At 66.4% G+C, this 16,000-nt stretch carries 13 protein-coding genes; 11 read left to right on the top strand and 2 right to left on the bottom strand.

The window, feature by feature from the left end; all coding sequences use genetic code 11:
* The first annotated feature begins 15 nt into the window (after positions 1–15).
* The 11 genes from NQ038_RS07595 to NQ038_RS07545 all read left to right on the top strand — a co-directional run bounded on the left by NQ038_RS07595 (position 16) and on the right by NQ038_RS07545 (position 14,233).
* Complete coding sequence (locus NQ038_RS07595) at positions 16–1,194, top strand: FAD-dependent oxidoreductase (protein WP_257062277.1); 1,179 nt, start codon at positions 16–18, stop codon at positions 1,192–1,194.
* A 103-nt stretch (positions 1,195–1,297) separates the two neighbouring features.
* Positions 1,298–1,690, top strand: coding sequence for a hypothetical protein (locus NQ038_RS07590; protein WP_257062276.1), 393 nt, complete (start codon positions 1,298–1,300; stop codon positions 1,688–1,690).
* 208 nt (positions 1,691–1,898) lie between these two features.
* Positions 1,899–3,191, top strand: coding sequence for an FAD-dependent oxidoreductase (locus NQ038_RS07585; protein WP_257062275.1), 1,293 nt, complete (start codon positions 1,899–1,901; stop codon positions 3,189–3,191).
* Complete coding sequence (locus NQ038_RS07580) at positions 3,188–4,060, top strand: SDR family NAD(P)-dependent oxidoreductase (RefSeq protein WP_257062274.1); 873 nt, start codon at positions 3,188–3,190, stop codon at positions 4,058–4,060. Before NQ038_RS07585 ends, NQ038_RS07580 begins: the two co-directional genes overlap by 4 nt.
* A 162-nt stretch (positions 4,061–4,222) precedes the next feature.
* A complete protein-coding gene (locus NQ038_RS07575) occupies positions 4,223–6,271 on the top strand; it encodes a hydantoinase/oxoprolinase family protein (RefSeq protein ID WP_257059779.1) in 2,049 nt (682 codons plus the stop codon).
* A gap of 107 nt (positions 6,272–6,378) precedes the next feature.
* Positions 6,379–8,091, top strand: coding sequence for a hydantoinase B/oxoprolinase family protein (locus tag NQ038_RS07570; RefSeq protein WP_257062273.1), 1,713 nt, complete (start codon positions 6,379–6,381; stop codon positions 8,089–8,091).
* The gene (locus NQ038_RS07565; RefSeq protein WP_257059783.1) at positions 8,084–9,646 is read left to right on the top strand and encodes an ABC transporter substrate-binding protein; all 1,563 of its coding nucleotides are present in this window, start codon (positions 8,084–8,086) and stop codon (positions 9,644–9,646) included. Before NQ038_RS07570 ends, NQ038_RS07565 begins: the two co-directional genes overlap by 8 nt.
* Complete coding sequence (locus NQ038_RS07560) at positions 9,646–10,602, top strand: ABC transporter permease (RefSeq protein ID WP_257059785.1); 957 nt, start codon at positions 9,646–9,648, stop codon at positions 10,600–10,602. Before NQ038_RS07565 ends, NQ038_RS07560 begins: the two co-directional genes overlap by 1 nt.
* Positions 10,599–11,546: an ABC transporter permease gene (locus NQ038_RS07555; RefSeq protein ID WP_257059787.1), complete on the top strand. Its 948-nt coding sequence runs from the start codon at positions 10,599–10,601 to the stop codon at positions 11,544–11,546. Before NQ038_RS07560 ends, NQ038_RS07555 begins: the two co-directional genes overlap by 4 nt.
* A gap of 3 nt (positions 11,547–11,549) precedes the next feature.
* Positions 11,550–13,241, top strand: a complete 1,692-nt coding sequence (locus tag NQ038_RS07550) for an ABC transporter ATP-binding protein (RefSeq protein WP_257059788.1) — start codon at positions 11,550–11,552, stop codon at positions 13,239–13,241.
* 68 nt (positions 13,242–13,309) lie between these two features.
* Positions 13,310–14,233, top strand: a complete 924-nt coding sequence (locus NQ038_RS07545; RefSeq protein ID WP_257062272.1) for a LysR family transcriptional regulator — start codon at positions 13,310–13,312, stop codon at positions 14,231–14,233.
* Positions 14,234–14,254: 21 nt separating this feature from the next.
* Here the strand turns inward: NQ038_RS07545 and NQ038_RS07540 are convergent, their stop codons facing one another.
* Both NQ038_RS07540 and NQ038_RS07535 read right to left on the bottom strand, forming a co-directional pair.
* The gene (locus NQ038_RS07540) at positions 14,255–14,752 is read right to left on the bottom strand and encodes a PKD domain-containing protein (RefSeq protein WP_257062271.1); all 498 of its coding nucleotides are present in this window, start codon (positions 14,750–14,752) and stop codon (positions 14,255–14,257) included.
* Positions 14,753–15,114: 362 nt separating this feature from the next.
* Positions 15,115–15,675 carry a hypothetical protein gene (locus NQ038_RS07535; RefSeq protein WP_257062270.1) on the bottom strand — a complete coding sequence of 187 codons (561 nt, stop codon included), beginning with the start codon at positions 15,673–15,675 and terminating at the stop codon, positions 15,115–15,117.
* Positions 15,676–16,000: the final 325 nt, after the last annotated feature.

The following is a 16,000-nucleotide window of genomic DNA, read 5'->3' as shown; positions in this document are numbered from 1 at the left end:
AAAGGCCGTGTGCCCATGCCATCCGCTGCAGCGCCGAACACTGTGACTCCGCCCCAGGAGACCGTCGATGTGGCGGTCGTCGGTCTGGGGGCCTTCGGAACCTCGATAGCCTGGCGCCTGAAGGCCCGGGGCGCCAGTGTCGTCGGGATCGAACGGCACACCGTGCCCAATACCCTGGGCTCATCCCACGGGGAATCGCGGATTCTGCGGGTCGTGACCCAGAACCACACGGGGCTCTATCCGCTGGCGCAGCTTTCGCGCAGGCTGTGGATCGAACTGCAGGAGGCGGGATCGGAACTCCTGTTCCAGCCCACCGGTGGATTGGCCGTGGGCAGGGCGGGCCTGGGCCGGATCGCCCAGACCGATGCGGTCGCCGCCGCCTTCGGTCTGGCACCCCGGCGGCTGAGCGCCGCAGAACTGCGCGCCGAATTCCCAATCTTCGCATCCGTGCCCGATGACGCGGTCGCGATCTGGGATGCCGGCGCCGGAGCACTGTTCCCGGAGAACTGCGTGCAGGCTGCGGCCACGGCGGCCCGCGACCTGGGGGCCGTCCTGTTGGAGAACACCGAAGTCGTCGGACACTCCTTCGCCGCCGACGGCACGGTGCGCGTCGAGACCTCGGCCGGTGTCGTGGCTGCTCGCAAAGTTGTCTACGCGACCGGCTCCTGGCTGGCCGGGCGCTTCCCGCAGCTGCAGTTGACGCCGCTGCGGATTCCGCAGACCTGGTTCACCTCGGCCGGCGGGCCCGCCCCCACCGTGTCCGAACTGCCACCTTTCCAGTACGACCTGACTGATGACGACCAGGGCCTGTGGGGCCTGGGAGCGGTGGACGCCGGGGGACCGGCCAAGGTCGGCACCCACGGCCATCCGTACCGCGACCGCACGGTGGACGTCGACAATATCGATCGGGAAGTCCACCAGGAGGATTTGGACTACTTGGAGGAGATGATGCGCCGGGGCTTCCCGACGCTGGACCCCGTGCCGGCGCGTGCGATCGTGTGCCTGCTGTGCGAATCCCCGGACGAACAGTTCACCCTGGGCCCGATCGACGACGAGAGGGTGCTGGTGGCCGGAGGGGAATCCGGTCAGGGGTTCAAACACGCCACCGGGATCGGCGAACTCGTGGCCGATATGTGCCTGGGGGTGGACTCGGCGATCGACCGCGACTTCATGCGGGCCGATCGCGTCCTCTGAGCCGCAAGCTCTTCCCCGTCCCGGGCTGAGCCGTACGATATCGCAAGCGCGGATTCACATTGTGTGCGGTTATCTCCGCACACAATGTGAATCCGCGCTTGCGATGCTGGGGATGCATCCGGACCGGGGTTGGGCCAGCCTGGCTTCTTCCGGGGTCGCCTGTGTCGCCGCCGCCTGTGCGGTCGCGCCGGCTGAAGCCGTCGGCTGGTACTATCGGCCGCTTCAGTCCTGGTCCTTAGATAAGGCCGATCCGGCAGACGGGTTCCTGGAGTCCGCACCCCTGGAGGCTGCGGCCGATCGTCCTGAATGCGCGCCCGAGGCCTTGCTCTGGTCCGCGATGATCGGCATCCCGGCCGAGGCCACCGCCCGGATCGGCGAACATGCGGTTATAGGCAATGACGAGTACAGCTTCTGGGCAGGTAACTCCATATCCGTCGAGGAGAAGAAGGCCTCGTTCCAGGTGTTCATCGATGCGGTGATGCCGAACTTCCGGTAGTCGCTTCTGTGTGCGTGGTCAGCGGGCCTTGCACTATAACTTAAGAAATCTGAATGCCTGCATGACAAATGTGTAGGCGCGTATCATCTTTACTCCAAGTGTGCTGTGTACCACACTGGTGTCCATCGGCGTTCCACGGCCCGGCTTCCGGGCCCCAGCAGGGACAGCGCCGATGGACACCAGGACACGACCTTTGGGGGATGCACAGATGTACGACGTAGCGGTCATCGGATTGGGGGCCTTCGGCTCCCACACCCTGTGGCAACTGGCCGAACGCGGAGTCAAGGCGGTGGGACTGGACCAGTACCCCGTGGTCCACCCCTTCGGATCGTCCCACGGGCACACCCGCCTGTTCCGCATCGCCTGCATGGAACACATCGAACTGGGCACGGTGGCCCGCCGCGCCGCCGAACTCTGGCACGGACTCGAAGACCACAGCGGCACCCCGATCCTCAACCAGGTGGGTGCGGTGACCATCGGCCGGCCGGACTCCGATTACGTCAAGGGCGCGATCGCCACAGCCGCCCACCACGAGGTCCCGATCGAAACCTACTCGGCCGACGAACTCGCCTCCCGCTTCCCGGCCTTCGAGAACATCGACCCGGACGAGATCGGTGTGCTCGACACCAGCGGTGGGACGGTGGGCGCCGAGGCCTCCATCGCCTCGGCGCTGGGGCGGGCCCGGGAGCTCGGTGCGGACGTGCTGGGCGGCGGCCGGGTCGAGTCGATCCGGCGCACGGCCGGTAGTACCTTCGAACTGGGCCTGTCCACCGGCAACACCGTGCGGGCGAAGAAGATCGTGCTGGCCCTGGGCCCCTGGCTGGCCAACGCGGTGGACATCCCCGGTCTGGAGGCGCTGTTCAGCCCGATGAACTGGTGGCGGATCGACGAGGAGCCGGCCGCGGCACGGGCCCGCGAGGTCCCCGGCTATCGGCGCCGTCCAGCCGAGGCCTACCGGGCTCCGCAATTACCTGGCTTCATCCGTCGCTTCGACGATATGAGCATCTGGGGCCACGGTGATGTGGACGGCCACGGGATGAAGATCGGACTGAGCCTGAACTCCAAGGAACTCCACCCGATCGACCCCGCGAACTTCGACCGGGATATCGAACCGACACGCGATTGGCGCAATGTGGCCAGGGTGGCCCGCCGCGCCTTCCCGACCCTGGACCCGGTGCCGGCGGCATCGCGGGTCTGCATGATCACCACCTCACCGGACGACCAGTTCACCATCGGACAGGTGGGCCGGGACACCGGTGTGTACGTGGCCGGCACCTGTCACGGACACGGTTTCAAACACGCCGCGGCGATCGGGGAGTACCTGGCCCAGACCGTGCTCGGCGAGGCGCGGACCGTGGAGCCGGGGATCTGGGATGCGGAGCGGCTGCCGGGGTTCACGGACCAACTCCTGGAGACCGTCTTCGAAAAGGGCAGTGTCTTCGACCCCGCCGGAACCCGGAACCTCGCCGGCGCCCCCGCGGGCCGGGACGGTACGCGATGAGCGCAGCACAGACGGGTGCCGCCCGGGCAAGTACAGCGCAGGCGGGACCCGCGCAGGACCGGAGGGTCGCCGTGATCTCCGGAGCCTCCGGGGGAGTGGGAGCGGCGATCGCCCGCCGCCTGGCCCCGGATTTCGACCTGGTCCTGCTGGGCCGCAATGAGGCCAAACTGCGGGCGCTCGCCGCCGAGCTGGACCCGTCGGCGGCGGACCCGTCTGCAACGGAACCGGACGGAAGTACCGCAGGGCCGGACGTGGGCACCCGGCCCGGTGCGGCCTCGGCCCCGGGGAAAGCCCGGTCGCACGTCACCTGCCTGGCCGGCGACGTCACGGAGCCCGCCTACCAGGCCGCCGTCGCGGCGGCCGTGCCCGGCTGCGCCATGCTGGTCAACTCCGCCGGGGTCAGCCTGCGCAAACCGCAGGCGGAACTGACCCGCGCGGACTGGGAACACGTGCTGGGCGTCAACGTCGTGGCCGTCGCCGGACTCACCGCGGCACTGACTCCGGCACTGCGGGCGGTCCGCGGGGACGTCGTCATGATCAACTCGGGCGCCGGCCAATTCTCCAGCCCCGGCAACAGCCTCTACTCGGCGTCCAAGCACGCGCTCAAGGCGTACACGAACTCGCTGCGCGCTGAGGAGCGCGGCGCCGGGGTGCGGGTCACCTCGATCTTCCCCGGCTATATGGACACCGACATGGTCCGCACTATGCCCAGCGTCCAGGACCGGGCGGATACGGCCGAGGTGCCCTTTGCCCGGATGGTCCCGGTGGAGACCCTGGCCGATGCGGTGGCCCTCATCGCGGCCGCCCCACCCCAGGCCACCTTCGAAGACATCACCATCCGACCCACCCAACCCATCATCATCCACTGACCACCCACCCAGCCCCACCCCCTCTCTCTCCCAAAGTTCCACTACTTACCGAAATGTTGAAAAAAGGCCCGAAACGGCTGAAAATCGACATTTTGTCAAGTAGTGGAACTCAGAGGAGGGGAGCCGGGCGGGGACGTCATACCATTGAGAGGAAGCACAGATATGGCCCTGCGCCTTGGAATCGACACCGGCGGCACCTTCACCGACGTCGCCCTGTTCGACACCGGATCCGGTGAACTCAAGGTCCTCAAGACCCCCAGCACCCCGTCCGATCCCGGCAACGCGGTGCTCACAGGCGCAGAATCCGCGCTGGAGCGCTACGCCACAGCGGGCGAGACCGTCGAATACTTCGCCCACGGCACGACGGTCGCGACCAACACCCTGCTGGAGGGCAAGGGCGCGAAGATCGCCATCTTCGTCACCGAGGGCTTCCGCGATCTGCTGGAATTGGGACGCCAGCGCCGCCCCAAGCTCTACGACCTCTACGCGCAGAAGCCGGAACTGCTGACCGGCCGCGACCTCATCTTCGAAGTCGGCGAGCGGCTGAAATACGACGGCACCGTGATGCAGGAGCTGGACGAGGCCGCAGTCGCGCAGCTGGTCGAGGACAACCGGGCCGCGCTCGACGAGGTGGACGCCCTCGCCGTGTGCTTCCTCTACAGCTTCGAGAACAGCGCACACGAACGGGCCGTGGGTGAGATCCTGGCCCGCGCCCTGCCGGGGAAGTTCGTCACCCTGTCATCGGATGTGCTGCCGCAGTTCCGCGAGTTCGAACGCCTTTCGACGACCTCGGTCAACGCCTACATCGGCCCGATCATGCAGGGCTACCTGGGTTCGCTGCGCCGTCGCCTGGGCGAACGCGGGCTGTCGGACGCTCCCAAGGTCACGCAGTCCAACGGCGGCGTCATCTCCTTCCAGACGGCTGAGCAGATGCCGGTGCGCACCGTGCTGTCCGGCCCGTCGACCGGGGTGGTGGGGGCCGCCGAGGTGGCGCGCAACTCCGGCTTCGAACACGTCATCACACTGGACGTGGGCGGGACGTCCTCCGATATCGCGCTGGTCAACGACGGCACGCCCACCTCGTCGAACGGAATGGAGTTGGACGGCCGGCCGATCCAGGCGCCGATGCTCGACATCTCCACGGTGGGCGCCGGCGGCGGGTCGATCGCCTGGATCGACGACGGCGGACTGCTCAAGGTGGGCCCCGAATCCGCGGGAGCCTATCCGGGCCCGGCCTGCTACGGCAACGGCAATATGCGTCCCACCGTCACGGATGCGAACGTGGTGCTGGGGATCCTGAACAACGATGCGCTGCTGGCCGGGGCGATGCCGATCGACGCCTCGCTGTCGTTCGCCGCGGTGAAGTCCCTGGGCGATCAGCTGGGACTGAGCACCGAGGAGACCGCGCAGGGCATCATCTCCGTGGTCACGGCGAACATGGCCAAGGCGATCCGCGTGATCTCCGTGCAGAAGGGCTACGACCCCTCCGACTATGCGCTGGTGGCCTTCGGTGGTGCCGGCCCCCTGCATTCGGGCCGGCTGGCGCGCGAACTGCGGATGTCGACGACCCTGGTGCCGCAGTCCCCGGGCGCGATGAGCGCGATCGGCATGCTGATGACGGACCTCAAGTCCGATTTCATCGCCACTGCGCGCACCCCCCTGGACGAGGCCGCCGGCGAGAAGACCCTGCGGGTCTTCGAAACCCTGGCCACCGAGGCCGCGACCTGGCAGACGGCCGAGGCGCTGCCGGACGAGCGGGTGGTCCTCAAGCACTTCGCGGACGTCCGCTACCGGGGCCAGAACTACGAGATCACGGTCGGAGTGGATCATCTGGAGGACACCGCGCGGCTGCTGGCCGATCTGCAGGCCGATTTCGAGGCCCGCCATCGGGAGCTCTACGGCTACATCAACGCCGATTCGGTCATCGAGATCGTCAACTTCAGGATCCAGGCGGTGGGCACGGTGGACACGATCGAGGTAACCCAGCGCCCCGCAGCCCGGGCGGCGGGGGAGCCGATGACCCGACAGGTCTACATCTCCGAATACGGCGAGCGGGCCGAGGTCCCGGTCCTGGAGCGCACGAGCATTCCGACCGGTGAGTCGATCGCGGGTCCCGTTGTGATCGAGCAGTACGACACGACCTCCTTCGTGCTGCCGGGGCAGACCGCCCACATCGACCCCTCGGACATGCTCATCATCGCCGACGACTGAGCCGGCCCGGCGAACCGGGCCCGCTCCTGCGGGCCCGGCGCAGGTCGCCCAGCCACCCCAGACATCCCAGACACCAGCACAGCCACAGACTTCGAAGGAAGAACACAATGACGACGAACTCGACCGCGCAACCGGCGGACATCGACCCGATCAAGGTCGAGGTGATCGGATCCGCCCTGGCCTCCGTGAGCGAGGAGATGGGCGAGGCCCTGGTCAAGGCCTCGTACTCGCCGAACATCAAGGAGCGCCGCGACTGCACCACCGCCCTGTTCGACGCCGAGGGCAATGCCCTGGCACAGGCCGAACACATTCCGATGCACCTGGGTTCCCTCATGGGCATCGTCAAGGCCGTGCTGGACCGCTACCCGGTGTCCGATATCCGCCCCGGCGATGGCTTCCTGGGCAACGACCCGCACACCGGCGGCGGCACCCACCTCCCGGACATCGTGCTGGTCACCCCGATCTTCTTCGCAGAGGAACTGGTCGGCTGGGCGACGAACCTGGCCCACCACTCCGACTACGCGGATCGGACCCACGCGACGATCTTCCAAGAGGGCATCCGGATCCCGGCGGTGCGCGCGGTGCGCGACTGGGCGTACATCGACGACGTCATGCACCTGATCCTGATCAACATGCAGGTGCCGGCCGAACGCATCGCGGACTTCCGGGCCCAGCTGGCCTCGAACCGGCTGGGTGTGGCGCGCACCGCCGACCTGTTCGAGAAGTACGGGACCGCGACCATGCGGGCGGCGGGGCATGCGCTGATGGACTACACCGAGCGCAAGGTCCGCGCCGGGATCCGCGAGATCAAGAACGGCGTCTACACCTTCGCGGACAAGTTCGACAGCGAGGAGATCCCGGACATCCTCGACATCTCACTGGAGCTGACGGTCAAGGACGAGGAACTCGAGTTCGTCTTCGACGCCCCGCCGCAGGTCCGCGCCTCGATCAACCTGGTGCCCACCGCCCTGCTGGCCACCGTGTACTACGCGGTCAAGACCGTGGTCGGCTCCGACATCCCGACGAATGCGGGCCTGTACCGGGCCATCTCGGTCACCGCCCCGCGCGGTTCCGTGCTCAGCTGTGTGGCACCCGCAGCGGTCAACGGGCGCACCCAGCTGTGCCAGCGGGTGGTCGACCTGGTCCACGGCGCCCTGTCCAAGGCCGACCCGACCCTGGTCACCGCCGCCAGCTACGGCGCGGTGCCGGCGACCCAGTTCTCCGGAATCGACCCGCGCACAGGTGAGTACTACGTCTACCTCGAGACGATCGGCGGTGGCCTGGGTGCCAGCCACTGCGCCTCCGGGCTCAACGGCGTACAGGCCCACATCACGAACACCTCGAACCTGCCGGTGGAATCCCTGGAGATCGAGTACCCGCTGACCGTCGACCGCTACGAACTGGTCGACGACTCCGCCGGCGTGGGCGAACACCCCGGCGGCATGGGCATCCACCGGCTCGTCACCGTCAACCACGACGACTGCGTGTGCCACGTGTCGATCTCCCGCCAGCGGACCCAGCCCTGGGGCCTCGAAGGCGGCGGCCCCGGCCGTTCCCTGCACGTCGAGGTGGGTGACGAGGAGTACCTGGACCAGACCGAGTTCGCGATGAACACGGGCGAGACGATCGGGATCGAAACCGCCGGCGGCGGCGGATTCGGGATGCCTGCCAAGCGGCCGGCCGAACTGGTCGAACGCGACCTGCGGGAGGGCAGGATCAGCCCGGCCACAGCCGAGGCCGCCTACGGGTATGTGCCCGCCGCGACCTCGGCGGCGGGGAAGCCCGGCGGAGATGAGAAAACGGGAGGGACACGTGACTAGGAAGATGCGAACGGGCCTGCGGGCCGTGGCGCTGAGCGTGGTCGGTCTGCTGACCGCGGTCACCGTCACGGCCTGCGGGCCCGCGGGCAGCGAATCCGAGGGCGGCCTGGACCAGGGCGTGCTCGACATCGGCCTGTCCGCCGAACCGAAATCGAACCCGCCCGCGGTGGACTCCTCGGTCGTCGGCTATACGATCGACGCCCTGGTCCAACGCGGGCTGATGGCATATGACCCGGACGGGAAGCTGATCCCCGGGCTGGCCGAATCCGTCACCAGCAAGGACAACAGGACCTGGACCGTGAAACTGCGGCCCGGCCTGACATTCGCGAATGGCGATCCGCTGACCACCGCGGATGTGAAGCGGAACTTCGAATACATGTCGGACCCGAAATCGCCCGGCTACGTGTTCGACGGGCTCAAGGGCCTCACATCCATGGAGGTCGAGTCCGATACGCGGATGAAACTGGTACTGGACTCGCCGAACAACGCCTTCGCCCAGTACCTGGCGATCCCGGCAGCAGCGATCTACTCGAAGGACTCGATTAAGGACAAGAAGGACGGCTGGGACGGCGCCGGTCCCTTCAAGGTCGACACCTACAGTCCGGGACAGAGCCTGCGGCTGGTGAAGAACGACGCCTACTACGGCGCCGACCAGGTGGACCTCAAGACCATCAACCTGAAGTTCTACCCCGACGGCAACGCCCGGACCTCGGCCCTGCTCTCCGGCGATGTCGACTTCATCGACTATGTGCCCTGGGAGGACTTCTCCCGGCTCGAGAGCGATAAGAACATGACGCTCGATTCGCAGAACGGGCCGTTCATGTACACGCTGTTCAATGTCAAGACCGGCATCTTCGACGATCCCAAGATGCGCCAGGCGGTGGCCTATGCGATCAACCGCGACAACTCGGTGTCCGCGGCGTTCTTCGGACACGGCGAATCCCAGTACGGGGTGCCGATGGACAAATCCGATCCGGCCTACGATCCGAAATGGGACAAGCTGTACTCCTACGACCCGGACAAGGCCAGGCAGCTGATCAAGGAATCCGGATTCGACACGTCCAAGGAGATCAACTTCCTGACGAACTCGCAGTACGTCTTCCACCGCGATGTGGCACTGTCCATCCAGGCGGACCTGGAGGCCGTGGGGCTCAAGATCAAACTGAACTCCCCTGACTGGGCGACCCGCACGGAACTGTCGAACAAGGGTGACTACGACCTGTTGATCAACGGCAACGTGGGCGTGGTGACCGATCCCAGTTATATGGGCACGTTCTTCGGCGGACCCCTGTCGAATGTCCGGTCGGCCCACTACCAGAACCCCGAACTCCAGCAGTTGGTCAAGGAGGGCGCCGCCGCGAAGGACGGTGCCGCCAAGAAGAGGATCTACGACAAGATGCGCGGGCAGGTCCAAGCCGACACCCCCTTCGTCATGGTCAACACCCGCGGACAGGCCCACGCCTACACCAATGAGGTCAAGGGCTTCAAAACCCTGCCCGGCTTCCTGTCGTTCTACTCCGGCTACTCGCTGGCCTATATCAAGGGAGGACAGTGATGATCAGGTACATCGGCATACGCATCGTCACCGGCATCGTGCTGGTGTGGGTGACGATGACGCTCATCTTCCTCATGCTCCAGGCGGTGCCCGGCGACCCCGCGGTACAGATCCTGGGCGGGGGCAATACCGAGATCAGTCCAGAGGCCCTGGCCGCCGTACGCGAATCCCTGGGCCTGGACCGCCCGGTGTGGGTCCAGTACTTCGCCTTCCTGGGCTCCGTATTCACCGGGAACTTCGGCGAATCCTATGTCTACGCCCAACCGGTGGTCGACCTGATCGGCCCGCGCCTGCAGGTCACCCTGGAGATCGCGATCTTCGCACTCATCCTGGGCACCGTGGTGGGCGTGGCTCTGGGGGCCTGGGCCGCGCGCTCCAAGGGCGCCATCGACACAGTCGTCTCCGGCTTCCTGTCGGTGCTCACCAGCGTGCCGGTCTACGTCGTCGGCGCCCTGTTCGTCCTGCTGTTCGCCCTGACCTGGCACCTGCTGCCCTCGGGCGGCTTCACCTCCATCGCCTCGGCCCCCGGTACACACTTCGCCCGGCTGATCCTGCCGGTCGTGGCCCTGTCCCTGCCGATCGCCGCGGTGGTCGGGCGGATGACGCGCTCGCAGGTGATGGAGAACCTCGAACAGGACTGGGTGCGCACCGCCCGGTCCTGGGGCCAGACCCGCGCCGGCGTGTTCAACAAGCACGTGCTGCGCAATTCGCTGACCTCTGTCGCCGCGATCGTCGGCCTGGAGGCGGGATCGCTGATCGGCTCGACTGTCCTGGTCGAACGCATATTCAACCTGCCCGGCGTGGGCTCCCTGCTCATCGATTCGGTCACCGCGCGCGACTACCCGGTCGTCCAGTCGATCGTCGTCGTGCTGTGCATCTGCTTCATCGTCTTAAGCCTCGTCGTCGAAATCGTCTACGGGCTCCTCGACCCCAGGATCCGGAGGGCCGCGCTATGACCACGGACAACACTCCTACTACCGGCGGCCAGAGCAGCGGTCCAAGCGGCACCCCGGGCGCATCCGGCGGTACCGGCGCCGAGGCCGTGGCCACCCTGGCCGGCCGCGTCACCGACAACTCCAAACGGGCCAAGATCCGGCGCTCGCTGACGCCTGCGCGCACCATCGCCGCGATCTTCCTGATCCTGGTCATCGTGGTCTCCGTGGGGTCCGTGCTGTTCCCCGTCGCCGACCCGCTCAAACAGGATGTGGTCAACCGCTTCGCAGGACCGGGCAACGGGCACTTCCTGGGCACGGACGAACTGGGCCGCGACACCTGGGCCCGGCTGCTCCAGGGCGTGCGCGTCGAACTGCTCATCACGGTCACGGCCACCCTCATCGCGATGGTGCTGGGCACCGTGCTGGGCCTGTTGGCCGGCTGGTATCAGAGACTGGGCGATCTGCTCCTGATGCGCGTGGTCGATGTGATCCTGGCGTTCCCGCCGATCATCATCGCGCTCATGGCCACCACCCTGTACGGAACGAACAAGGCCACCCTGGTGCTGGTCATGGGGATCCTGTTCATCCCGTCGTTTGCCCGTGTGGTCCACGGCCAGGTGATGAGCGTGGCCGGGTTGGAGTTCGTGGCAGCGGCGCAGGTATTCGGTGCGGGTACCTGGCGGCGCATCTTCACCGTCGTCCTGCCCAACTGCCTGACGCCGATCATAGTCCAGTTCACCACGGTGATGGCGGCTGCCATCCTGCTGGAATCCGGCCTGAGCTTCCTGGGCCTGGGCGTCCAGGCGCCGGAGCCGTCGCTGGGCTCCATGGTCGCCGGCGCCCAGCGCTTCATGACCGACTACCCCGTCCAATTGATCATCCCCGCCGTCGCGGTCAGCCTCATCATCCTCAGTTTCGGGTTGGTGGGCGATTTCCTGCGCGACGTGCTGGATCCCAGGAGGTAAGCGATGCTGCTGCAGACGAAGGACCTGAGTGTGGGCTTCGGCAAGGCCGACGCCCCCATCACCAGCGATGTCTCGTTCTCGATCGCGCCCAGTGAGATCGTCGCCCTGGTGGGCGAATCCGGTTCGGGCAAGTCGGTCACCGCGATGGAGGTCGCCGGGCTCAACCCGCGCAACAGTTGGTCGACCGGCTCCATCCTGTTCGACGGGCAGGACCTGGGGAAGCTGCCCGAGGCGGCTAGGCGGAACCTGCTGCGCCGCGAGATCGGCGTGATCTTCCAGGACCCACTGACCTCGCTGAACCCCGTGTACACGATCGGCACGCTCATGCACATGTCGATGAAGCACCGGGTGGAGGGGACGGCGAACCAGCGGGCGCGGGCGCTGGAACTGCTGGAGATGGTGAATATGCCCGATCCGGCCGGCACGCTGAAGAAGTACCCGCACCAGCTCTCCGGTGGGCAGCGACAGCGCGTGATGATCGCGATGGCGATCGCCGCGACCCCCAAGCTGCTCATCGCCGACGAGCCGACCACAGCGCTCGACGTCACCGTGCAGGCCGATATCCTCGACCTGCTCGACGGGCTGAAGGACGAGCTGCAGATGAGCGTCCTGCTCATCACCCACGATATGGGCGTGGTGGCGAATTCCGCCGACCGGATGTACGTCATGAAGGGCGGGCGGATCGTCGAATCGGGCAGCGTGGACGATGTGTTCAACCGCCCGCAGGATGCGTATACGCGCGATCTGTTCGCCGCGGTGCCGCGAATGACAGTGGGGGCCCCGGAAGAAGCGCGGGCTGTCGCCGGTGCCGGAAGTGGTGTGGATGCGGCCGCCGAGGCCGCGCCTGAGACTGCGGCCGCGCCGGCCGCCGCCCTGACCTTCTCCGAGGTCGACTACTACTACAGCCGGGCGCTCAAGCGGGCCGGTGCCAAGGCCCTGGACCAGATCTCGCTGACCGTGGCGCCCGGACGCACCGTGGGCCTGGTGGGCGAATCCGGTTCGGGCAAGTCGACGATCGGCAAACTGGCCGTCGGCCTGCTCACCCCCGGCGCCGGCACGATCACGACGGGGGCGGCGAAGCGGGACCGGGCCTCGGCGGGGGCGGGCAGTGCGCCCGGTGGCACGGCAGGGCCGGGCCAGGCCTTCACCCGGTCGATGGTGTTCCAGGATCCCGCGTCCTCGCTGGACCCCCGGCGCTCGATCGGGGAGTCGATCGCGGCACCGCTGATCTGGTCGAAGACCGTCGGACGCGCCGAGGCCCTGCGCCGGGCCGGCGTGCTGCTCGAACGGGTGCACCTGCCGGCGAGCTGGGCGGGTCGCTATCCGCACGAACTCTCCGGCGGGCAGCGGCAGCGCGTGGGGATCGCCCGAGGGCTGACCAACGACCCGGACCTGCTGGTGGCCGATGAGCCGACTTCGGCCCTGGACGTCTCCGTGCAGGCCGCGGTGCTCGAGCTATTCCAGGAGTTGCAGCACGACTACGGCTTCGCCTGCCTGTTCATCAGCCACGACCTGGCGGTGGTCGAACAGGTCGCGCAGGACGTCATCGTGTTACAGCGCGGAGCGATTCAAGAGGCGGGGCCGACCACGGCCATCGTGTCCGCTCCCAGCACGGACTACGCGGCCCGGCTCATCGCGTCCTCGCCGGTGCCCGATCCCGCGGTGCAGAAGGAGCGCAAGCTGCTGCGGGCGTAGGGGTCCTGCACGAGCCGGGGCACACTGCATTGCACGGAGGTGCTGGCCGGACGTGATAGGAACATTCCATGGAGTTGAGGAACCTCGAGTACTTCGTCGTGCTGGCCGAGGAACAGAGTTTCGAAAAGGCCGCGCGGCGCCTGTTCTTAACGCAGTCGGCCGTCAGTCAGCAGATCCGCAGGCTCGAGGCCGATCTGGGTGTGCGGCTGATCGACCGGGCCACGCGCCCCTTCGAACTCACCGATGCCGGCCGGGACGTATTCGCCCTGGCCACCTCGATCGTGCGGCAGACCCAGTCGATCCGCGGGCTGGCGCACGACCGGGAGGGCAGCGCCGGTGGGATCGTGCGAGTGGGGGTGACCCCGGCTCTGTTGTTCAGCCGCGTCGTCGACGGCCTGCGGTTGATTCGGCGGGACAACCCCGGCCTGCGGATCGAGCTGTTCAACGACAACACCCCGCAGATCCAGGCGCAGCTGGAGAGCGGGGCACTGGACGTGACGTTCTCCAACACCTTCGGCAGTGTGGACGGCTGCCAGGACGTACTGCTCTACGAGGACCGCTTGGTCGTCGCTTTCAACCCGGAGACCTATCCGCATCTGGTCTCTGGTGAGGACGCAGACGGAGCTATGGAACGAGCTCCGCTGGACGCGCTCGACGGCCTGCCGATCATCTCGTTCGCCCGGAAATCCGCGCGGGCGAACTACGATGCGATGCTCGGGTACTTCACCGAGCACGGGCGCTCGCCCGCCCTGACCGAGGTCGTGGCCTCATATATGGACCAGGTGGGCTATGCGAAGGCGGGTTTGGGCGTGGCATTGGTGCCGGAGTCGCTGATGAGCGCGGTCAATGTGCCGAATGTGAGCTGGGTGCAGCTGGAGCCGGAACTGCCCACGATCCCGATCTATGCGACCTGGAACCCCGATGGGCTCAATCGTTCGGGGACGGTGTTCATGGCCGAACTGCAGCGGTATTTCTCGACGGGCGGGATTTGATGTGGGAGGGTTCGTCCTCCGTTACTTCTTGGACGGTATGCAGTCGGGGTCGGTCGGGTCGTCCGCGCAGGGTCCTGAGACCAGGTACTTGTGGAAGCGGTAGATCTGGATCGGATCGGTTTGAGTCGTGACGCCGACATCTCCGGCGATGGGTGTCATCGGGCCGCCGGAGACCGAGTACTCGCCGTGGTAGATCGTCGTGAGGCTCACGCGGACCTTTTGCACCGCCCGGTATTCGTGGGTGAACTTCGCCCTGTCCAATGACCGGGGCCTCGCTCCCGGGGTCCGGCGGGTCTCCTTCGCCCCATCACCGAAATCCCATCGGTACTGGACCGGTGTTGCGCGGATCCTCACCGGCTGGCCCAGCAGGGTGATGTCGGCGATTCGGGTTCCGCCCGTGGCCCAGAACGCGGTCTTGCGGTGGGCGACGGCCCAGCCGTTGGGCCACATGTTGATCTTCTGACCGGGGATGTCGATTTCCTGGAATTCGGTCTCGATGATATCGGGGACGGTGATCACGGGGACTGCGGGAGCCGCGGGAGCGCCTTCTCCACCGCCGCCGGGTCGAGGATCAAAGACGAGGCAGGCTTCACCGCCTTCGATGGGGGTGCAGGAGTCGTTGCCCGATCCGTTGCCTGAGCCAGGGCCCCGGCCAGCGCCTCCGCCCGAGCCGTTACCGGCTCCGGGGTTGTGGCCGGCGGGGCGGTCACGGTGTCCGGGGGTGGAACCCCCGCCACCGGGGTTGCCTGGGGTCGATTCGACAATGGTGCAGCGGACACCTTCATTGGTTCGTTCGCATACTTTACGAGTTCCTGCTTCGGCTGGCACGGCGATAGAAAGCAGCATCAGTGTAACTGCTGCTATCGATATTTTAGTGGGTCTTAGCATGCTGCACCGACTGGCTCCATGTTGTCTACAACAAAGTGGGAGTCCACCGTATTCATATACATGGTGATCTTTTCTGAGCCTTTTCCGCTTGAAATTATCTGCCCCTGAGAATTTATTGTGTGTAGCCCCTCGTTGGGCGAACATCCCGTGAGAGATACCTTCTTTGAGGTGTTATTGTCAGCGTTTACAGAATCCACTGATATGGAGTGAAATTGAAACTCACCTTCCATCTTAGTTTTCTCGCTTTGCATGCCAGAAATAGTATTCATGGTTAGATAGTGAATATCTCTTCCGCTGAGTGATTTAAGTGGTTCGGGATCGGAGCTCGGATCTTGATAGATCTTGGTCAAAGCCTTGAAATATCGTTCGACGGTCAGGACTGCCCCATCGGCGGCCTGCTTCTCCTTGGCGGTGAGTTTCAGCTTCGTCGTGTATTCGGGGACGGCGGGCGTGGGGTCCGCGACCGCTGCTTCGGGGGACGCGGTGACGGGCGCCGGTGGACGCTGGGGCTCGCCGGCACCGCAGCCACTCAGCACGACTCCGACGGCCAGCACAAGGGCGGCGATGCGGCCGGGGCCTGCACGGCCGGTGCCCGCCCGGCCGTGCGGAAAGCCGTCTGGCGGGGCCGACGGGCGGGGACCTCGGTGTCGTCTGCCTATCGTTTGTCGCCATGTGCTCATGAGTGATGCCCTGTCGTGAGGAGTCGTGAAGGATCGTGAGTAATGGTGCGGTGATCTCATCAAACCAGAAGCGCCCGTCCAAGGGAAGACCCGTAGCCGAATCTGTGGAAAACCAGATCCCCGGTCGTGGCATCCGGGTGGCGGGTAGATTGGAGTGGATTCCGTTTTCGATGATGAAGGAGCCCCATGCCCGACTCGC

Origin of the sequence: Brevibacterium sp. 50QC2O2, assembly GCF_024580675.1 — a bacterium.
GTDB lineage: Bacteria > Actinomycetota > Actinomycetes > Actinomycetales > Brevibacteriaceae > Brevibacterium > Brevibacterium moorei.
Note: the sequence above shows the minus strand (reverse complement) of the source record. Positions and strands in the feature narration are given on the sequence as shown.